Raw genomic sequence first — 19,249 nt, forward strand, 5'->3', positions numbered from 1 at the left:
AAACCGATGTGGGAGAGGTCGAAGCAAATGTCGGCGGATAAGCCGTTCTGGCTGCTTTCTTTAATCAGCGCGAGAAATTCGTCTGTGGCGCGGCGGCATTCTTCCGCGTCAGCCGTGTTTTCCCCGATAAACTCTAGCGACTGCCGGTAGCCGAGCTCCTGGAGTCGGACCGCCGCCTTCACTGCCTCGTTTCTCTGTTCTCCGGCCACATACCGTTTTGCCGCCGAATAGAGAATCCGGTATAGCCAAGGCGTCCGCATTACGAAGTCCTTCATGTCCGGGTCGCGGGCTATTGTCCGCAAAACTTGTTCGTCGGACATGATTTTGGGCGGGTCCTCCTCCATCAACGCGGGCGAAAGTTCCAGCCGAGCAGCCATGTCCCTGGCCCCCGATTTGTTTTGTTTCTCCATCCTCGGTTCCTCCCTTTCTTCGCTTTTCTCCCACACGATAACATGCTAATCTGGCTAGGATTAGGTCCACTTTTCATCAATGTGGACAGTACCACTTTGCGAAAGAGAGGGCTTGCCATGCTCTGGATCAACATAGACCGCACCCAGCCGCTGCCCTTGTTCCGGCAGTTGTACGCAGACATTCGCGGCAAAATTCTGAAAGGCGAGCTGCGTGCCGGGGAGCGGCTCCCCTCCACGCGAAAGCTCGCGGAAGAACTGCATGTGTCCCGCAATGTCGTCCTGGAGGCATACGACCAGTTGCTCGCAGAAGGGTATCTGGAAGGACGGCAGGGCTCCGGTCATTATGTGGCTGCCGGGATTGATCTGGCGCTTTTTACGCCGCTTCTTTCGCAGGACCTTTCTTCGTCTGGCCGGAAAACGGAAAAGCGCGGAGAGGAAATGCCAGAGGCACGGCAGGATGGATGGCGATCGGATTGGCCAATGAATCACGATAGAGCTTTCCCCCTGCTCCAGAACGATGCGCGGACGCCCTCATCGGCAATTGGTCGCACTTCCTCGAATGTGATCGATTCGACAATTGCTCCCACTCCCCCGGATGTGATCGATTTCCGCTCCGGCATTCCTTGTCTCGATCATTTCCCCCGCGCCCTGTGGGGAAAAATCATGCAGCGGGTATGCCGGGACGCTCCGCTCGACGCCTTTGGCTACGGACGGCCCGAGGGCCAAGCGGAGCTGCGCTCGATCCTCAGCCGCTATCTATTTCGGACGCGCGGCGTGCAGTGCCGTCCCGAGCAGATCGTGATCACGTCCGGGGCGACCCAGGCGTTCGTCCTGATCGCCAGGGTGCTGCTCTCCAAAAGCGCTTGCGCTGTGCTCGAGGACCCGATTACCCGCGATATCCAGACGATCTTCGCTCAGACCGGGGCCGCGCTTCTCCCTGTACCGGTCGACAAGCACGGGATGATGACGGACCTTCTCCCCGCCGATGCACAGCCGCGCTTTGTGCTGGTCACGCCCTCCCACCAGTTTCCTTTGGGCGGCACGCTGCCGATCCAGCGGAGAATCCAGCTGATCCGGTACGCGAGCGAGCGCGGTTGCTATCTCGTCGAGGACGACTACGACAGCGAATTCAGGTACGACAGTCCGCCGGTCCATTCGCTTCAGGGGCTTGCCGGAGATCGTGTCATCTACATCGGCTCCTTTAGCAAAATTCTCTCTCCCGGGCTGCGCATGGGCTATCTCGTGCTCCCTCCGTCCCTGGTGGAACGGTATCAGGAGGCCAAATGGTACACCGATCTGCACACGCCTTCGCTGGAACAGCTGGCATTGGGGCGGTTTATGGAGGAAGGCCACCTGGAGAAGTACATCAGCAGGGTGAAAAAACTGTACAAGCGCCGCCGGAAAGCGTTATGCGACGGGCTTCAAGCTCATTTTCCCGGACAGGTGGACATTTGGGGGGCGTCGACTGGACTGCACATCGTCGCTTCTTTTCCCGGCAAAGCGTTTACCGGGGAGAGTTTGTCGGCGCTTTTGCAAGCAGGCGTCCGGGTTTATCCGGTCGAGGAGCATGCGATCTGCAAAGGGAGACATGCGGACAAGGCGATTATCGGGTACGGGAATTTGCCGGAAGCGGACATTGTAGAAGGGATTCGGAGGATGAAACGGGTTTTGGGATAGAGGAATTTTGGCTTAGAACTGACTGCGGGTTAAAAATGGAGTTTGGAAAGGGAGAAACCCTATCAACAATAAACTATAGGCTAAAGATGGACTAGATCCAAAAATTCAACTCCAAATATATTGATACTCGGAAAATTATTCATTATTTTGATAAGCTAAATTGAATCTTTAGCGATGTCTGGGTGGGGCTGAAAAAGGGAGTCTGCAAAATATTCTGTGTAAAAACTCTCAACCTCTACACTACAATTAGTCTTAGAAAGGTTGGGAGATTTTTATGATGTCAAAAGAGCAGATCAAGCAGTGGATCAAAGAGAAAAACATGAAGTTGACGATGTACAGTCAGCGTTAAAGAAGCTATTCTCAGACACGATTCAAGAAATGCTGGAAGCGGAAATAGAGTCCTCTCTTGGATACGCCAAGCATGACGTGAAAAACAAGCTGACAACCAACAGCCGCAATGGGTATAGTAAGAAAACCGTCCATTCTGAGTATGGGGATGTTGACATTCAAGTACCTCGAGATCGAGAAGGTGATTTTGAGCCAACCATTGTAAAGAAACATATGTGGCAGATCGAAGACCAGATTCTCGCCCTATATGCAAAAGGCGTATCCACGCGCGATATCCAGGACCATCTGCAGCAGCTCTACGGTATCGACGTCTCACCAACACTCATTTCCCTTGTAACGAATAAAGTTGTTCCGATGATGAAAGAGTAGCAAAATCGCCCTTTGCAATCGGTTTATGCTGTTGTCTTCTTAGATGCCATTCACTTTAAGGTAAAGCAAGATGGAGCTATCGTCAATAAAGCCGCTTACATGGTATTGGCATTGTCCTTGACGGTCATAAAGATGTGCTTGGAATCTGGATTGGGAAGAATGAATCAGCAAAGTTCTGGCTGCATGTCCTTCATGAACTGAAAAAACGTGGGGTCCAGTATTTTGAGGATCGAGTCCACCCGTACATCCGCTAACAAATGAAAGGCTTCATCCCCGAAGGGATTATCTTTCTCTTCCACCAACGTATCAAGGGTTCGCTTCGCCTTACGCCCTTGACTCTGTTGGTGGAGAGAAAGATGTCCCAATTCGTGGATGAAACCTTCTCATCTATATCGGTTGATTTGAGTTTACACAAAATTCTTGACAGACCCGCTTTAACTCTTTGTAAATCGATAACATTCGGAATACATAGTTTCACCTTAATCAATCTTACTTTTCTTCTACGCTGTCAACTTTCCACTCTCTCGTCTCCTTGTCACTTTCAGCACTAATTGACGCCTTAGAATCCCCTTCTAATGCCAATTCGATTTTAACTGACTTACCTTTGCCTTCATCACGCTTGAACATGATTACGGCCTTAGTTTTGTCTTTATTCACCATCAAGATTGGCATCATATCTCCAACCTTCTGGTGCTCAGACATTGCATTTAACATCGCTTCATAAAAGCTACTCTTTTCCTGTTCGCTCAATGTCTTAGTGAAATGAGAGCGATCAGCATAGTCATATTTAGTCCAATCACTATCGTCAAATTCAAAAGTCTCTTTTGCACTCTTCCAAGACTTTTCAATTTTGTCGTTTGTTTCTTTTGAACGATGTTTCTTCATTTTGTCACTTTCTTCAATTTGCTTTTTAGATGCATTCGCATCTGAATAGAAAACCCCAAAACTTCCTCCAGCAATTGCAGCAACTACAAACATACTAACAATTAATCTCGTGCTCTTTTTCATTTTAGCTCACCTCAATTGTAAAATTTATAATTCGGCTTTTGAGTCCACAAACAAGAATCTTCAATATCATCCGTCCACCATATTCTATGTCCGGACAATGCCTCAATATCGTCATAGCCAGATGGAGCATACGCAAAAGCACTTGAATTGCTTCCCTTAACTTTTTCACTGTTTTTCCAGTCTTTTTTCACCCCACCTGCATAAATCTCAGTATACGTTCTTGTATAGACTGTGCCATAGGAACCATAAGTAAAAGCTCTAGACTCCCATTTCTTTTTACTATCAGACCACTCGATAGTAGTACCAGTTCCCCTCTCAAATGAAATTGGAGCAGCATATGCAATTCCAGCAAAACTAGCGAATGTGCCAACCAAACCAGCAACAATCATTAATTTTTTGACAAAGTTCATGCTTATCTTCTCCTACGAGTTTATGTCGGTCGACGGCTACTTTACGATAACATATTTGGGAAAAAATTCAATTTTTTGCAATTTCTTTTTCATGTTTATGTCACAACTATACATTAAGACGATTCGGATCTAATATTGGTACATACATTTATGGGATTCCCTGTTTGTTTTGATTTATTGCCTTGCATTTTCATTCTCGGTTTTTTGCTCAAGGAAAACCTGCCTCTCCTGATTACAAGCCAATAGTTCATCTGGAAGTCAACGGGATTCTTAAAACAAAAGGTGTAAATACATTAGCGGCCACACAAGTACCCAACTGAAGAACCGATTGCTGGCGAGCCGTCATTTTTGATCTCCTTAGTATGGAATAAAGTACAAATCCTCTGAAGATGAATATACTCTGACGGTATATGAAATCGAAAAAGAGATAGAAGTAAATAGCCCCGAATTAAACTATCTTTCAGGAAGTAGTGAAATGGGTGGAATTAGTGGGAGAAGGACCAGTCAATCTCTAACTTCTTTTGAGGAGATGGAAATTCCTAAAAACCCTAAATTAGTTACAATTGATTCAAATCTTTCTGCTTGGATAGACGCTGAATACGATATTTTCGGATATATGGAACTAAAAAACTGGAAGGTGAAGGTCGCCTTAAATGGCGAATCCGCAACCAAAAAATTAACAGAAATATACAATATACTGAAAGATAGTTCACCGCCAGATTTTTCAACTGGTCAAATTTTGTTATCTAGCAGAGATACATTTATAAGATGGCAAAGTGCAGATAGAAAGTATGAATACGATTTTAATTAGAATGTAAATCCATATATTCAAAATTTTGGTATTATACAGCCAAATCAATAAAGAAAGGCGGTTTCCCGCCTTAGGGCCCTCTAAGGTCAACATCGTGACGAATACCCCGAAATGTCCTCCTATTTTTTCTTCAGAATGAATAGCAAAAAATGTTTCCTCGTGACGCTCTGGAACGGTATCAGAAGACTAAATGGTACACCGATCTGCACACGCCTTCGCTAGAGCAGCTGGCTTTGGGAAGTTTTGTGGAGGAAGGCCATCTGGAGAAGTACATCAGCCGGGTGAAAAAGCTGTACAAGCGCCGCCGAAAAGCGCTATGCGACGCGCTTTAGGCTCATTTTCCCGGGCAGGTGGACATCTGGGGGGCGTCGACCGGACTGCACGTCGTCGCTTCTTTTTCCGGCAGAGCGTTTACCGGGGAGAGTGTGTCGGCGCTCTTGCAAACAGGCGTCCGGATTTATCCGGTCGAGGAGCATGCGATCTGCAGATCTCCAATTCTGTCGCCGCAAATGGGGGACGTCTCTACAGATCCCTTACATACCAAAAAGGCTGCATTGTTAGAGCAGCCCATCCCTGCTATAGCCTTACTGTCCTCCTGCGCTTGCCTGTACTGCCGCCCCGTTCACAAAGCAGGCAGCAGCCTCCAGCTCGATCTCGCCCGGCTGACGGCCCAGCGCGGCGGTTAACCCGGACACGATGGCCTCGCGCTCCCCATTCGCGTCCTCCGTAAGCTGGCAGAGCAGTCCAAGCAGCTCCGCGTAGCCTTGAAATTCCACTTTCGACATTGGCATTTCGTGAGACAGGACGTACCAGTCGGCATCGTACTTCTCCAGCTTCGACAGCAGCGCACGCGTTTTCGCCGCCGTGTAGCGTCCATACAAGTCCGCGTACAGGCAATCTCCCAAAAACAAGACCTTCTCCTCCGGGATGTAGACGACCGAAGAATCGGAGGCATGGTCGCCGCCGACATGCTCCACTGCTGCCCGGATGCCGCCGAGATCAGTCTCCCAGCTCGCTTGAAAGGCAATCTCCGGCAGCCGGATCGAGATAATGCGCTCGTCGCCGTACTCCTTTTTGATCATCTCGGCGCAGAAAGCAAATCCGCTGCTTTTATCCTTCCACTCGTCGATGGCCTCATCCGTCCAGGCGAGGGGGACGAGCTTCTCCAGCACGGCTTTCGTTTTTTCATGGGCAACGAGTTTGGCCCCGACCCGTTCACCGCCAAACGTGTGGTCCCAGTGCCAATGAGTCAAAACGGCAACAGACGGTTGTGATATCCCGTGCCGTTCCAATTGGTTCAGAAACAACTCCGCATGTGCGGGAGAGTTTCCCGTATCGAGCATCAACGTCTGCTCGTTCCCGGCAATGGCCGCAAGAATCGGACGATCTGTCCCCTCATCCGGCGGCAGAAAATGAATGCGGTCGGTCAGCCGTTTCAGGCTTTGGTTTTGTTCCACCAGCTTTCTCCCTCTCTTCTTTCCATTTTCAAAAAAATCCAAGCTGTCACCATCACGATACCACGTTTTTCCGTATCCAGATGCACCACTTTTTTACATCCTGGTGAAACTGGGAAGGAGCTGAAAACTAGCGTAAAGCATCTGTCTACCGCCCTGCCGCATCCCCGCCCGGTTTTGATGCATCCATATCGCCAGCTGCAAGGCGTTTTATAGGCCGTCTAAAACCATCATTTCTCAACCAATGGAGACCAAATAAAGACCTCATTTTGAAGTTTTGTGAGTGTGTAAGTATTCCCCTGCCTAATTGGTTCGAAAAGCGAAACAGCGTGGGCAAAAGCTTTTTGTCAGGTATGAGCAAGGGAAAAAACTCATCAAGCGATTTTACTACCTCCGATTATCTTCAGGAAGTAGCGAATATTCTAAACCCATATAACTGGCTACAGAGAGCTTTTTTTCGTTTGCGACCTGAAACCGGTAATTGGCGGGAGACAATAGCGCCTGTTTATCAGCTTCCGTCAAATTGTTTTTTAGCTTTAGCTGTTGCGAAATCGTATACAGATTCTCTTTACTGTTTAACTCAATTTGAACGAGTGAAGGAGACTCAGCAAGCAAATTCTTGATTGTCTCGTTACCCGGCAGATCCCCAAACGTAAAGTAAATGGGGTTTTCCGTACTCATCATTTTTTCTCTCAAATCGTCCGAAATGAAGATTTGTAACGTGAGTTCTGCCGAATTATCGTTTTTTGTTATTTGAAGCACGGATGTTTTCAAATTCTCCCCTGTAAATTCTGCGAAATAGTCGTAGACGCTTGCATATGACTTTTCTTTAGGGGCTGTTTGGATCGTGTCACTTGGTACTTCTTCCACTGTTTCTGATGAACTGCCCGCGCTGCAACCACCAAGGAGAACGATGAACAGAAGGAGAAGCATCTGAAGAGGTCGGATCATAGGGATTTTGTAAAATCATATCCTTGAGATACTGCGAAGGCAGAACCAGCTGCAGATACTGCTAAACTGCTAAGGAAAACAGTTGCGTTAGAAAGCTTCTTAGTATTCATTTTCTCCTCCTGTATATTCACCAAAAATTTCAAATAAAATGATTATAACACAAATTTTTCTGTTCCTATTGTAAATATATCCATTTCTGATTTTCAATCATATTAGCAAACTACTGTTCTGTTTTCTCGAAACATATTGGTGCAAATCGTTGAGAATTTTCGCTGACGAAATGATTGAAAAACACCTTTTATGGAGTCATATTGAAGTCAATCTCCCATTATGGAGTAATGTTTGCCTCAACAGACAAAATGCCCCCTCTCTAAAATCAAAACCAAGTGATGAAAGCGAACTGCAAAGGAGTGGAACGTCAAAGTGAAGGTTGTGATTGCCCCTGATTCATTCAAAGGAAGCTTGTCTGCATGTGACGCCGCCCTCGCCATTGAAACAGGCATTAGACAGGTTTGCCCCGAAGCTCATACCGTTCTGGTGCCGGTCGCAGACGGCGGAGAAGGCACGATGGACAGCCTTATCGCAGCTACCTGGGGACGCAAGGTGGAAGTGACTGTAACAGGCCCTTTGAACACGCCCGTGGATGCCGCCTACGGAATTTTGGGAGACAACGTCACCTGCGTAATTGAGATGGCGAGCGCGTCCGGCCTCTATCTGGTCCCGGCTGAGAAGAGAAATCCGCTGATCACCACGACGTACGGCACAGGCGAACTGATCAGACAAGCACTGGATGACGGCTGCCGCAGGTTTATTCTCGGCATTGGCGGAAGCGCGACCAATGACGGCGGCATCGGCATGCTGCAGGCGCTCGGCATGAAGCTGCTCGACGCCCGGGGACAACAGGTTGGCTTTGGCGGCGGCGAGCTCGAACGAATCGTGGAGATCGACGACAGCGATTTTGACCCGCGCGTACGAGAAGCGGAGTTTTTGATCGCCTCCGACGTCCAGAATCCCCTGATCGGTCCCAACGGAGCTTCCCATGTGTTCGGCCCGCAAAAAGGGGCGACTGCCGCGATGGCGGAAAAGCTGGACCGCGCCCTCCGCACGTGGGCAGATCTGGTCGAGTCCAAGACCGGAATCCGGCTTCATCAGCTGGCGGGAGCAGGGGCCGCAGGCGGAATCGGCGGTGCATTTCAAGCCTTCTTCCCTTCGTCCATGAGACGCGGTATCGACATCGTGATCGAATACACGCAGTTGGGGAAACATTTGCAGGATGCCGATCTCGTCTTTACGGGGGAAGGCCAAATCGACTTCCAGACAGCATCAGGCAAAACTCCGATGGGAGTAGCGCAGGCGGCCCAGCAACGGGGCATTCCCGTATTCGTTCTGGCAGGCTCGATCGGACGCGGTATCGATACCCTTTACCAGTACGGCATTCATAGCATTCACAGCATAGTCAACGCGCCGATGTCCCTGCAGGAAGCGATGCAGCGGGCACCGGAACTGCTGGCCCAGACGGCCGAGCAAGTGTTCCGGACGTATCTGGCTGGCCGCAAGCATAAATAAGCGAATGAGACGTAGATTCAGCGCATTGACGAGCTGAATGCCGCCCTCTGACAGCTGTCAGGGGAGTTCCACCTTTCTTTTCATAACAATCATGGCAAATGCGTGATGCCGTGCTTCATCGTTACACTCCCCCTCGCGCTTGCTTGAACGCTTGTTTTTGGCTATGGTAGTACACGAGGAAACAACCTGGATAAAGAAAGATTCGAGGAGGCTCTGCCGCATGTTGCTGCTGACGGTTGTCACGTTTATCCTCTTGCTGGTTTCCCATATTTTTGTCTATCTTACCATTCAGAAGAAAACGACAACAAAGCTTTTTTCCTTTTTTATGCTTTATACCGCGCTTGCCTGCCCGCTTGTTTTCACCTTGCTCTATGAGCGCTCCAATGACGTTGCGGGAGCCAATATCGGCCTCGGCATCGCCTTTTTGTTCACGTGGGCGGCGATCATTGCGATGTGCGCCGCGGGATTCTTCCGGTTTATCAAAAAGCATATGAAACAGGATGAGATATAGCGGCAAATCTCCCTCTTGCTCGTTATGGAGAGGCCGCGGAGTCTAGCTGCTCCCTCGCAAACAAACGGTAAAAAAACAAGGGATATACGAGCAAATACAGATTGGGGAACCACCAGGCGGGATCGAAGTCATCTTTGAACCCCCAAAAGGCGATGGCCTGCAGGCCTGAACAAAAGGTAAGGACAAGCGAAACTTGCGCCATCGGACGCCAGTTTCGCTTTTTATGATAAAAATACAGACTCGTCAGTCCCGTAATGGAAATAAAAATGTCCAAGGGAAAGAACGACAGATTCCAGGCCGCCATCAGCGGATTGGCGTAATCCGGATAGAGGTATTCGGGTGGGAGCCATTCGAGAAAGACAATGCTCCAGTATACGATAAATCCGACGTCCGTCAACCAGAAAAAAGGCCGCAGCGTTTTCATTTCACACGTACCTCTCCGGCGGCATCCGCGATTTGCCCCACGGTTCCCCCGCCGCCCGCAATCCCGTGCAGCAATATGTCAATCATCGCGTCCAGGGCGCCTCTCATCGTCATGTTTGTTTCTTCTGTGACCTGCCGGTTCACCAGATGCTCGAGCGATCCGATATACATGTGAATAAAGACAGGGATGCTCACCCGCTGAAATGTTCCCTTTGCCATTCCTTGCTCAAGAATGTTCCGTACATGGTCCCACTCGTTTTCAAGGCATCCCTCAACAAGCGCCCACTGCTCGGGATAGTACCGCTTGAGTTCGTACCACAGGCGGATATGCGTACTGCCAAAGCCACTGGGGACGAGTGCCAGCAAAAGCTTTAGTTTTTCCGTCAGATCGATGTCTGTTCGCCCGATAATCTCGTCTTCTTTCTCCTGCAGCTCTTTGATCGCGCGCTCAATAATCGTGGTGATCAGTTCTTCTTTGGACGAAAAGTATCCGTACAGCGTTTTCGTGCTCATCCCCGCTTGTCGGGCCAGCTCCCCCATCGTAAACTTGAGACCCTTGCTGTGGATTTCTCGAATAGCCAGTTGAACGATTCTCTCCTGCACGGCTCCTGCCTCCCCCAAAAAACTTAAGAAAATAATTTATTTTCTTTATTTTCCTGTCGATGAGCAGTTTACTCCCAAACCAGGCATTGTGTCAAGTTTTGGGAGTCAAAACGGAAACTACCCCCACCAAACATCGGTGAGCCTGCGGATACCCGGCTCGATTTTTGCCAGCTCAATCCCGGCAAAGCCCAGGAGAAATTCTTTTGCAGCCCCTTCCGGGCGAGGCGGCATCCAGGTATAGGCAGCCGAGGCGACATTGATTCCGGCCTTTTTTGCCATCAGCGAAAGCTCCCTTTTCCTCCAAATGATGCTCCACCTTCAGCAGCACATGAAAACCGGCGTCCTCTCCGATCAGCACGGCCCGCTCCCCCATATGCTTGCGGACTGCCTGAACCAGCGTGTCGTGCTTTTTCCGATAGACATTCCGCATCCGGCGTACATGCTTTTCGAAATGTCCCTCCCGCATGAGCAGCTCCAACGTTTTCTGGTGCAAGGGAGATGCGGACTGTTCGAGCAGCAGTTCTCTCAGCAAAAGGTCGTAGGACGCAAGCAAGGACTCCGGCAGGGCCATGTAATAGACGCAAAAAGCGGGGGCCAGCACCTGTGAGAAACCGCCCATGTGGATCACGTTGGTCCCCTCCGCCAAGCCCTGCAGGGACGGAACGGGCCTCCCGTGATACCGGAATTCGCCGTCATAATCGTCCTCGATCAAGTAAGCATCCGTCTTCTTGGCCCATTCCAGCAACCGCAGCCGTTTGGCGATCGGCATGATCATTCCCCGCGGGTACTGGTGAGACGGAGAGACCGCGACCAGCTGCACACCGCTGTCCGCCAGCTCGTTTACGTTCAGGCCGTCCTCCTCCAGCGAGACGGGGACCACCTCATAGCCGTTTTGGCGGAAGATCGAAGCGATCAACGGATAGCCCGGATTCTCAACCCCGACGCGGGCCACGCGAGCTTTCAGGAGCAAGGCGAGCAAGCTCAGCAGCCCGTACTGGTCGGCTCCGATCACGATCTGCCCGGGCGAACACGATACACCTCTCAGCTGGTGCAAATAGCGCGCCAGCTCCCTTCGCAGTCCATACTCCCCCTGGGGGTCTCCGTAAAAAAGCAGCTCCTGGTATTCGTGACGCAGCACTCTGTTGAACAGCCTGCGCCACAGCGCAAAGGGGAATTGGGAAAAGTCGTTTCTTGAAAGGTAAAAAACGTAGGGGTACGAGGATGTATCCCGATGCTGCAGGCGGGCCACGGTCGATTTTCTTTCTCTCTCCCCTCCCCTGTCCACCTGCTGTTCGGCGAGCGGTTGAACGTAGTAGCCGCTTTTGGGCTTGCTGGCGATAAAGCCTTCCGCGATAAGTTGTTGGTACGCCGTTTCCACCGGGGTGGTGCTAAGTCCCAGCAGATCAGCCAGCTTGCGGACAGAAGGCAGCTTTGTATGCTCGGACAATGTTCCCGCGATCATTTGCCGCTTCATCTGCTCGTAAATTTGCACGTAATGGGGAATGCGGCTGGAATCGTCCAGCTGCGGTGTGAAAAGCATCAGATGACCTCCATCTGTCCTTTTTATTTTTGCAAAACTGCACATTTTCAAGTATACACATTTTCGCTATCGTAAGCGTTAAGCCATACTGCTCATTAGGCTTTTGGTTCACCTCATCTTTTGCGCATGTCGAAAAAAATCAAGACCATCCCCCACAGATCAGAAAGTTGCGTTTGGAGGCGATTCGATTTGGAGATAAGGGCGAGGCTGGCAGCTGAAAACGATGCGGAAGAGCTTGCCAGGCTAAATCAGCTGTTCAACGGTGGCGACAGAAGGCCTTCACCGGAAATCATAGAGAGCATGCGTACAAGCAGCGAGTTGATCGCCGTAGCAGAGTGCGATGGCAAAATCGTTGGATTCGGCTGCGCGCAAAGCTTCCAATCATTCTGTTATGGGGAGCTTTTGGGAGAAATAACGGAAATATATGTGGAAGAATCTGCTCGAGGAAAAGGCGCGGCTGCTTTATTGATTTCTTGCTTGGAAAAACACCTGAAACAGCGTGGAGTCGCGGAGATGAAAGTGTTGACAGACAGTCAAAACGCTGTTGCGATTCGAACGTATGAACGCTGCGGTTATGTAGTGGATGACGAGGTGCTTCTCAAGAAACAGCTTGGCGTCGAGCCGACGGATACGCGAGCGCTGCCGTGAAAAGAAAACGGGCAGCAGCCGTTTCGGATTGTATTTTCGAGCCCGAAGCTGCCGCTGCCTTTTTGTGATTGAGAACAGTCCAAAGGAGCGCCGCAACTCATCGTTGCAAGAAAACAGTCGAGGCAGCGCATGCCTATGTGTTGCCCATATTGGAAAAGCCCACTCCTCACAGTCCGAGCTTCAGGCGGCACCGCATCCTAGTCGTATCGATACTGAGGGTGCCTACGCAATCGGGACTTGGTTTATCCCGATTTCGGACAGCCTACGCGGAAGACCCGTGCCTTCGCAATATCTCCCAAACATCACGGCTTCCCTCCGCCTTGTCGGGCACGGCTGCTCCCGCCTGAATCAGCGCCTCGACTACAGCGGCATGCTGCCTCGCGCAGGAGCTGCCGCAGTGCAGCGAACCGTGAATGGCCTGTCCAAAGGGGTTCCTCCGTATCCGTTTTGTGCCGAAACGGAAGCTCCCTGAGCAAGGAGAACCCGCACCGTGTCGAAATGGCCGAACCACGCCGCAACATGCAACGCGGTACCTTCCTCCCTGCTGGTCTCCACGTCAAAACCTGCTTCAAGCATCAAGCGGACGGCATCCGCCTGTCCCCGTTCGGCAAACTCTAGCAGCATTTCGCGATCTTCCGGTGCCAAGTCAGATCGCAAATCCGGGTCTTCCTCCAGCATTCTGCCCATGCGCTGCTCGTCAGCCGCGGCGCATGCGCCGAAAAACAGATCCAACTGTCCAGCCTCGCCGTTTGCCCCGCGGCGCAGCAGCAATTCCGCCACTGCGGTTTCACCAAAGCGAACAGCGAGCGCAAATGCCGTTTTGCCGTCCGACCTCCGGGCATTGACGTCGGCCCCATGGTTCAGCAGCAGCTCGATGATGGGCAGCGATCTTCCCCGATAGACAGCCCAATGCAGCAGCGTATTTCGCTGCTCGCCCAACGTAAGGGTCAGATCGGCTCCGTGGTCCAGAAACCAGCGAACGCCCGCTTCGTCTTCATAATCGAGCTTGCGGAACAAAGCGGGAGCCGTATTGACATCGACGCCGTATTCGAATAGCAAATCAAGGCAATCATTCCGGGACATCTCGGCTGCATGGTAGAGCGTTTCCCCGTCGTTCGGATTGGCCCCGGCTGCGAGCAGCGCTTTGCCTACCTCCAAATGTCCCACTATCCCCAATGCTCCGTATAGTACAGGCAGCTTGCGTCCACTCTGATCTTCCGGATCAATCGTGGAGACGTTTGGGTTCGCCCTGTTGGCGAGCAGCAATTTTGCCGCTTCCGCGAAGTCTTTGTGCTTTGCAGCATCTTTCAACAGACAGGAAAAGCATAAATAAAGAAGCGGTTCCGCCTTGAGCGGCCCTCCCGGTTTCACTGCGGAAGCCGGATCTCTTTCCAATATGGCGGCAACAGCATCCGCATTCCCTGCTGCTGCGGCGGCATGAATACTTGTCACGGCCAAAACCGGGTAAGCAGCAAGCAGTGCCCTCGCGGCAGCTTCATCCCCTTCCATGGCGGCTTGCAGAAATTCGTCTAACGCATCCCGGTTCATCTGACTTCCATCACCTACTCATTTACTTGCTTTTTCAAAGCCATTCCCTACCCGTCCTGTCTTCTCGGGATTCTCTGCTTTCTACAGTTTCCCTGTTTTTTCCTTTTCGCCTGCTCCGCCGTTTTCTCCGCTTTTAATCGACGTCTGCTCTGCCTGAACAGCCTGCCGCAGGTTGGGTCCCGGCCCTTGCTTTCATATTTACTAACAAGCCATGCGTGAAAAGAAAACCCGCAGTCATTTTCACCACGGGCTTGCCTTTTCTTCCCCCGACTAGATTTTGACTGCCACCTTGGATTGTCCAGTCAGGGATGCATCTATAAATTTGCGACTCTCTCCAGTTTTGCCTCCGCTTCCAGCAGGCGCTTGTTCAGAACGTCAATTTTGGACTCATGTGTTTCGGTCTTCGTTTTGACAAGCCTAAGCATCCCGATTACCTCATCCTGCTGGGAATGTTCGATCCGGTTTACGGCTTTTTGCAGTTCGTCCAGCCTGGATTCGACTCGGCCCAGAGAGCTTTCAAAACCTTGCAGCTTGGGCTCTACATTGCCCTGAAACTCTGTCAGCCTGGTATCGAGGTCAACTATTTTCGACTCCATCCGGTCTATGGTGCCCTGGAACTCCGTCATTCTCGACTCCATCCGGTCTACGGTGCCCTGGAACTCCGTCATTCTCGACTCCATCCGGTCTACGGTGCTCTGGAACTCCGTCATTTTCGACTCCATCCGGTCTACGGTGCTCTGGAACTCCGTCATTCTCGACTCCATCCGGTCTACGGTGCTCTGGAACTCCGTCATTCTCGACTCCATCCGGTCTACGGTGCTCTGGAATTCCCCCATCTTCGATTCCATCCGGTCCAAGCGGTCCGTCAGCTTCTGAAATTCAGCAAACATCCTGTCCAAAACGTTTTCCAAATCAGACATTCGACACACTCCCCCAGTCTACTGTGTTTATTATACAATAGCAGTTATGCTTTTGTACCAAATGAAAACTATACCAGACCTCCACCGTAATCGAGTTCCGGGCCCGCCTGCTGCCGCAGCTTCTGTTCGAGTCGCTCGATCCGCTTGCGGTAAGCGGCCTCCTCTGCTTTCGACCTGCGGCGCAGCAGCGCCGCTTTCTGCTTCCACCGGTCATATCCGGCCTCCGCGTAGAAAAGCGCCTTCTCCAAATCCTTCGCCTGATGCTCGCAGAGTTTGGCCATCTCGATCAGAACATCCTCCGGAAGAGGGACTCCAGACTTGGCAAGGCTCTCCCAAACGAGCAGGGCTTGGCGCCAGTCCCTTTGTTTTTTGTAACAGCCCCCTATCGCAATACGGGCTTTGTCGCGCAGTGGATGAGCGCTCTCGGCAACGAGCCGGTACGCCTGCATGGCCCGTGCGACGTCGCCGAGCGCTTCGTACCACCGCCCTACCTTGAACCGTTCTTCCTCAGAGACGTTGGCCTGCTGCTCGTGTGACAGCAACAGCGCTGACAGATGAATGTAGAGCGTGATCAGGGAAAGGACGTCGATTTCGTTGTGCCGGAGCACCCCTGCCACCGTATCAGGGTCTTTGTCAGTCAAAAAGTCAAAGTACCGGATGGGAGCCAAATACCCCGGGACGTCATCTTCCCTCACCACGCCCAGTTTTTCCCGCTCGATCAGGGAAAGCCGGCAAGACTCCAGATCCTCCCGCCACAATCGCCTCGCTCCATGCAGCAAATCGTAATGGCCAAACGCCGGAAGCCGAGGAACGAGATCCCGCAAAAGCGTGTGCCTGGTCTTTACCTGCGGCCAGTCAAACGACTTCCCGTTGTACGTAACGAGGTGGGTAGCCGTCTGCGAATCCTCCAGAAAGGAGCGATAGAGCGCCGCTTCTGAATGAGGGGCGGCCAAAAAATGCTGCCGGACGATGACGCTCTCGCCATTCATACGGCTGTGCCCGAGCAGAAAGACCGTGTTTCCCGTCCCGCCGTGCAGCCCCGTCGTCTCCGTATCGAAAAACAGCAAGTCCTCCGCAGATCTCCCCGACGCTGACAGGGGGTGTTCAAATCCGGCTCTCTCCCATTCCTCAATCGTCTCGTACAATTCGGCAAATGCATAAAGGCCATGCCGCTGGCTGATTGGATAGCGTACCTCCCGCACCATGACGTGCTCGTCGTCCCAAAAGTACGGCTGGGCCCCCAGCTCCGTCCATTTGTCCAAAAACGGAATTTCTTCAAAACTGGCTTGGGAAGCGGTAAGCGCCGGGTTGACCGGGGCAGCGGCAGAAGCTGGTTCGAATGCACCGAAAGGCGGCGGTTCAAGGACGGCGGCAGACCTTGGTTCCAGTGCACCAAAAGGCGACGGCGCTTCAAGGGCAGCCGCATCCCCTGGTTCCAGCTCGCCGCCGGATCGTCCGGGAGCTTTCTGCTGACTGACTGCTTGCCGAGGCGCTTCGCGCGTCAAATGTTCTTTAAACCGATTCAGCTTGCCTTTAAGAGACATGCAGACTTCCTCCCTGCGCCACCCGCAAGAGCGTGAGCGCCAGTTCCTTTCCTCCGTCCTCCGCCGCGCCCACACAGGACGGACAGCCGGATTCGCACGGACAGGACAGGATCAGCTCCTCGGCCCTCGCGAGAATCGTATCCATCTCTTTGTACACCTGCTCGCTCAAGCCGATCCCGCCGGGGTAGCGGTCGTAGAGAAAGATCGTCGGCGACCCGGAATGGATGGCTTTGCGTTGCGGAATGACATGGAGGTCCATGCGGTCGCACATCACAAACAGCGGAGCGACGTGCTGCAGAACGTGCGCGAGTCCGACCAGGCCGCGCTCCACCTCGCTTTTTCCCACTGCATCCAGAACCTGCTCGGAAAAGCTGAGCCAGGCGGCATTCGTGTGCAGCTCCTCTTCCGGCAGGTGAATCGGACCGGAGCCGATGTTTTCGTGCGTCTCGAATTTAATCTTTTTGAAAATCGTCGCCATCGCGTTCACAGTGACTTCTCCGTAGGCAAATTCCGTCTCGGCCGCCCGCCGCGTCTGGTCTTCCTCCAGCACCCTCAGCTGGACAGCCAGGTTGGCGTCCGTGTAGTAATCGATCTGCACTTCCCTGACATACGCCTTCTTTTCCTCGTAGTCCAGCTTTTCCACCTGGTACTGCGTCCCCTGATGCAGGTAAATGGCTTCGTCGTGCAGCAGGGTCATCGAGCTGAAGCGGTCCATTTCCCCGATGACCTTTTCGCTGCCCCGCTCGGAGATGTCGATGATCACGACGTTTTCCTGGGAAGCGGAGCGCAGGCTGATGTTGTGCGCCGGAAAAGAGTCGTTCATCCAGAACCACTTTCCTTTTGCATGGTGGAGTATCTGCTCCTCAGTCAAAAACTCCAGAATTTCCGTAATCTCGGCTCGTCCAAAACGGTCCCCTTTGGAAAAAGGCAGCTCGTACGCCGCACATTTGATATGGTCCACCAGGATAATCAGGTTGTCCGGGTTGATCCGAGCCGACTCCGGACTCCGCTCAAAAAAGTACTCCGGATGCTGGATCACGTACTGATCGAGCGGCGTAGAGCTGCCGACCAGCACGACAACCGACTCGCCCTGACGGCGCCCCGCCCGTCCCGCCTGCTGCCAGGTGCTGGCTACCGAGCCGGGGTATCCGGTGATGACGCACACCTGAAGCTGCCCGATATCCACCCCCAGCTCCAGAGCGTTGGTGCTGACTACGCCAATGATGTCTCCCTGGCGAAGCCCCTTCTCAATCGCCCTCCGCTGGCTCGGCAAATAGCCGCCGCGATAGCCCTGTATCGTCTTTTCGCCCAGCTTTCGCCTGATCAGCTCCTGCAGGTATTTGAGCAGGATTTCGACCCGTACCCGGCTGCGGGCGAACAGAATCGTCTGAATGCCGTTGGTCAAAAACAGCTCGGTGATGTCCCGGGCCTCCAGCGTCGAGCTGCGCCTGATGTTCAACTGCTTGTTAATGACAGGGGGATTGTAGAAGATAAAGTGCTTTTTTCCGGCGGGAGCGCCGTTGTTGTCCACCAGCACGACGTTTTCCTCTGTCAGCTGCTCCGCCAGCTCGCGCGGGTTGGCGATCGTGGCCGATGTACAGATAAACTGCGGGCTGCTCCCGTAAAAAGCGCAAATCCGCTTCAGGCGGCGGATCACGTTGGCCACGTGGCTCCCAAAAACGCCCCGGTATGTATGCAGCTCGTCGATGACGATGTATTTCAGATGTTCAAAAAAGGAAACCCATTTCGTATGGTGGGGCAAAATGGCGGAATGAAGCATGTCGGGATTGGTGATCACGATATTCCCCGCGGTTCGGACCATTTGCCGGATGTTGGCGGGTGTGTCTCCATCGTACGTCTCTGATTTGATCGGGAATCCCATGTCGTGAACGAGCCCGTGCAGCTCGCTTTTTTGATCCTGCGCCAGAGCTTTCGTGGGGAACAGATAAAGGGCGCGCGCCTCCGGATCTTCCGACAGCTTCTGCAAAATCGGCAAGTGATAGCACATGCTTTTTCCCGAGGCCGTCGGGGTTACTGCAACAATATGCTTTCCTTCCCGCACATGGCGGAAGGCTGTCTCCTGGTGGGTGTACAAGGAGGTTATGCCCCTTCTTTCAAGGGCATCTTGTATTTGCTGATTCATCTCTGCCGGAAAGGGAACCGTGCGGGCTTCGCGCGAAGGGATGACCTCCCAATGCGCCAGATTCCGATAAAAGCGCTCGTCGCGCTTCAGCAGTTCAAGGATGTCTGCCATGCTTTTTTTACGATTCATTTTCGTCACCTTCTCCCCTCCATTTTACGAATAGATGTTCGGGTTGTAAACGACTTATCGTTCGTTCGGTTTGTTTCCAGATTTGGCAAGGATAATGAGGAGAGAAGCCATGTGAGCTGCGGCAGCCGCACTGAAAAGCCTTGTGGACCATGACGGCGCTGCCGGTGCCACCCACTGATGAAACTGCTATGCCGTTGCCCGTTGACCATCGCCTTACGCAAGAAAGTAGACAACCC

17 protein-coding genes and 2 pseudogenes are annotated in these 19,249 nt (G+C 52.2%); 7 read left to right on the forward strand and 12 right to left on the reverse strand.

The genetic code is table 11. The annotated features are described in order from the left end of the window. Positions 1 to 410 (reverse strand): annotated as a pseudogene (locus Q3F21_RS18575) (proline dehydrogenase family protein); the annotation flags it as partial. 117 nt (positions 411 to 527) lie between these two features. Here Q3F21_RS18575 and Q3F21_RS18580 point away from each other — a divergent pair. Together Q3F21_RS18580 and Q3F21_RS18585 are read left to right on the forward strand one after the other, a co-directional pair. Further along, positions 528 to 2,087, forward strand: coding sequence for a PLP-dependent aminotransferase family protein (locus Q3F21_RS18580; protein WP_340256383.1), 1,560 nt, complete (start codon positions 528 to 530; stop codon positions 2,085 to 2,087). Between the two features lie 277 nt (positions 2,088 to 2,364). Beyond that, positions 2,365 to 3,022: pseudogene (locus tag Q3F21_RS18585) on the forward strand (IS256 family transposase); the annotation flags it as partial. 271 nt (positions 3,023 to 3,293) lie between these two features. Here the strand turns inward: Q3F21_RS18585 and Q3F21_RS18590 are convergent. After that, entirely contained in the window at positions 3,294 to 3,812 is a 519-nt protein-coding gene (locus Q3F21_RS18590; protein WP_340256386.1) for a hypothetical protein, read from the reverse strand. 11 nt (positions 3,813 to 3,823) lie between these two features. Next, entirely contained in the window at positions 3,824 to 4,222 is a 399-nt protein-coding gene (locus Q3F21_RS18595; protein ID WP_340256389.1) for a hypothetical protein, read from the reverse strand. Positions 4,223 to 4,697: 475 nt separating this feature from the next. Here Q3F21_RS18595 and Q3F21_RS18600 point away from each other — a divergent pair, with 475 nt between their 5' ends. Both Q3F21_RS18600 and Q3F21_RS18605 read left to right on the forward strand, forming a co-directional pair. Continuing rightward, entirely contained in the window at positions 4,698 to 5,033 is a 336-nt protein-coding gene (locus tag Q3F21_RS18600; protein ID WP_340256392.1) for a hypothetical protein, read from the forward strand. Positions 5,034 to 5,182: 149 nt separating this feature from the next. Then, a complete protein-coding gene (locus Q3F21_RS18605; RefSeq protein ID WP_340256395.1) occupies positions 5,183 to 5,365 on the forward strand; it encodes a hypothetical protein in 183 nt (60 codons plus the stop codon). Between the two features lie 252 nt (positions 5,366 to 5,617). On the opposite strand, the gene Q3F21_RS18610 is transcribed toward Q3F21_RS18605, so the two are convergent. Both Q3F21_RS18610 and Q3F21_RS18615 read right to left on the reverse strand, forming a co-directional pair. Next, positions 5,618 to 6,490: an MBL fold metallo-hydrolase gene (locus Q3F21_RS18610; protein WP_340256398.1), complete on the reverse strand. Its 873-nt coding sequence runs from the start codon at positions 6,488 to 6,490 to the stop codon at positions 5,618 to 5,620. A 384-nt stretch (positions 6,491 to 6,874) separates the two neighbouring features. Then, a complete protein-coding gene (locus Q3F21_RS18615) occupies positions 6,875 to 7,357 on the reverse strand; it encodes a hypothetical protein (RefSeq protein ID WP_340256401.1) in 483 nt (160 codons plus the stop codon). A 504-nt stretch (positions 7,358 to 7,861) separates the two neighbouring features. Between Q3F21_RS18615 and Q3F21_RS18620 the strand changes: the two genes are divergently transcribed. Next, entirely contained in the window at positions 7,862 to 9,004 is a 1,143-nt protein-coding gene (locus tag Q3F21_RS18620) for a glycerate kinase (protein ID WP_340256404.1), read from the forward strand. Positions 9,005 to 9,224: 220 nt separating this feature from the next. Beyond that, positions 9,225 to 9,515 carry a hypothetical protein gene (locus Q3F21_RS18625; protein ID WP_340256407.1) on the forward strand — a complete coding sequence of 97 codons (291 nt, stop codon included), beginning with the start codon at positions 9,225 to 9,227 and terminating at the stop codon, positions 9,513 to 9,515. Positions 9,516 to 9,537: 22 nt separating this feature from the next. Here Q3F21_RS18625 and Q3F21_RS18630 read toward each other — a convergent pair whose 3' ends face one another. From Q3F21_RS18630 to Q3F21_RS18640, 3 genes are all read right to left on the reverse strand, one after another. Beyond that, entirely contained in the window at positions 9,538 to 9,939 is a 402-nt protein-coding gene (locus Q3F21_RS18630; RefSeq protein ID WP_340256410.1) for a DUF5360 family protein, read from the reverse strand. Further along, the gene (locus Q3F21_RS18635; protein ID WP_340256414.1) at positions 9,936 to 10,541 is read right to left on the reverse strand and encodes a TetR/AcrR family transcriptional regulator; all 606 of its coding nucleotides are present in this window, start codon (positions 10,539 to 10,541) and stop codon (positions 9,936 to 9,938) included. Before Q3F21_RS18635 ends, Q3F21_RS18630 begins: the two co-directional genes overlap by 4 nt. A gap of 172 nt (positions 10,542 to 10,713) precedes the next feature. Then, positions 10,714 to 12,081 carry a PLP-dependent aminotransferase family protein gene (locus Q3F21_RS18640; RefSeq protein WP_340256417.1) on the reverse strand — a complete coding sequence of 456 codons (1,368 nt, stop codon included), beginning with the start codon at positions 12,079 to 12,081 and terminating at the stop codon, positions 10,714 to 10,716. A gap of 189 nt (positions 12,082 to 12,270) precedes the next feature. On the opposite strand from Q3F21_RS18640, the gene Q3F21_RS18645 reads away from it, so the two are divergent. Then, positions 12,271 to 12,729, forward strand: coding sequence for a GNAT family N-acetyltransferase (locus tag Q3F21_RS18645; protein ID WP_340256420.1), 459 nt, complete (start codon positions 12,271 to 12,273; stop codon positions 12,727 to 12,729). Positions 12,730 to 13,089: 360 nt separating this feature from the next. Here Q3F21_RS18645 and Q3F21_RS18650 read toward each other — a convergent pair whose 3' ends face one another. From Q3F21_RS18650 to Q3F21_RS18665, 4 genes are all read right to left on the reverse strand, one after another. Then, entirely contained in the window at positions 13,090 to 14,277 is a 1,188-nt protein-coding gene (locus Q3F21_RS18650) for an ankyrin repeat domain-containing protein (RefSeq protein WP_340256423.1), read from the reverse strand. A gap of 314 nt (positions 14,278 to 14,591) precedes the next feature. Continuing rightward, entirely contained in the window at positions 14,592 to 15,197 is a 606-nt protein-coding gene (locus Q3F21_RS18655) for a hypothetical protein (protein ID WP_340256426.1), read from the reverse strand. Positions 15,198 to 15,265: 68 nt separating this feature from the next. Beyond that, a complete protein-coding gene (locus Q3F21_RS18660) occupies positions 15,266 to 16,741 on the reverse strand; it encodes a ribonuclease H-like domain-containing protein (protein ID WP_340256429.1) in 1,476 nt (491 codons plus the stop codon). Further along, positions 16,731 to 19,013 (reverse strand): DEAD/DEAH box helicase, encoded by a 2,283-nt coding sequence (locus Q3F21_RS18665; protein ID WP_340256432.1) that lies wholly within the window; start codon positions 19,011 to 19,013, stop codon positions 16,731 to 16,733. The genes Q3F21_RS18660 and Q3F21_RS18665 overlap by 11 nt, the downstream gene beginning before the upstream one ends. Positions 19,014 to 19,249 lie beyond the last annotated feature (236 nt).

This window comes from Brevibacillus borstelensis (assembly GCF_037834415.1).
Lineage (GTDB): Bacteria > Bacillota > Bacilli > Brevibacillales > Brevibacillaceae > Brevibacillus > Brevibacillus borstelensis_A.

Excerpts from the sequence above, each read along its gene's own strand:
- Q3F21_RS18580 (WP_340256383.1), top strand. The coding sequence starts at position 528 with ATGCTCTGGATCAACATAGACCGCACCCAGCCGCTGCCCTTGTTCCGG.
- Q3F21_RS18590 (WP_340256386.1), bottom strand. The coding sequence starts at position 3,812 with ATGAAAAAGAGCACGAGATTAATTGTTAGTATGTTTGTAGTTGCTGCA.
- Q3F21_RS18595 (WP_340256389.1), bottom strand. The coding sequence starts at position 4,222 with ATGAACTTTGTCAAAAAATTAATGATTGTTGCTGGTTTGGTTGGCACA.
- Q3F21_RS18600 (WP_340256392.1), top strand. The coding sequence starts at position 4,698 with ATGGGTGGAATTAGTGGGAGAAGGACCAGTCAATCTCTAACTTCTTTT.
- Q3F21_RS18605 (WP_340256395.1), top strand. The coding sequence starts at position 5,183 with ATGTTTCCTCGTGACGCTCTGGAACGGTATCAGAAGACTAAATGGTAC.
- Q3F21_RS18625 (WP_340256407.1), top strand. The coding sequence starts at position 9,225 with ATGTTGCTGCTGACGGTTGTCACGTTTATCCTCTTGCTGGTTTCCCAT.
- Q3F21_RS18630 (WP_340256410.1), bottom strand. The coding sequence starts at position 9,939 with ATGAAAACGCTGCGGCCTTTTTTCTGGTTGACGGACGTCGGATTTATC.
- Q3F21_RS18640 (WP_340256417.1), bottom strand. The coding sequence starts at position 12,081 with ATGCTTTTCACACCGCAGCTGGACGATTCCAGCCGCATTCCCCATTAC.
- Q3F21_RS18650 (WP_340256423.1), bottom strand. The coding sequence starts at position 14,277 with ATGAACCGGGATGCGTTAGACGAATTTCTGCAAGCCGCCATGGAAGGG.
- Q3F21_RS18655 (WP_340256426.1), bottom strand. The coding sequence starts at position 15,197 with ATGTCTGATTTGGAAAACGTTTTGGACAGGATGTTTGCTGAATTTCAG.
- Q3F21_RS18660 (WP_340256429.1), bottom strand. The coding sequence starts at position 16,741 with ATGTCTCTTAAAGGCAAGCTGAATCGGTTTAAAGAACATTTGACGCGC.
- Q3F21_RS18665 (WP_340256432.1), bottom strand. The coding sequence starts at position 19,013 with ATGAATCGTAAAAAAAGCATGGCAGACATCCTTGAACTGCTGAAGCGC.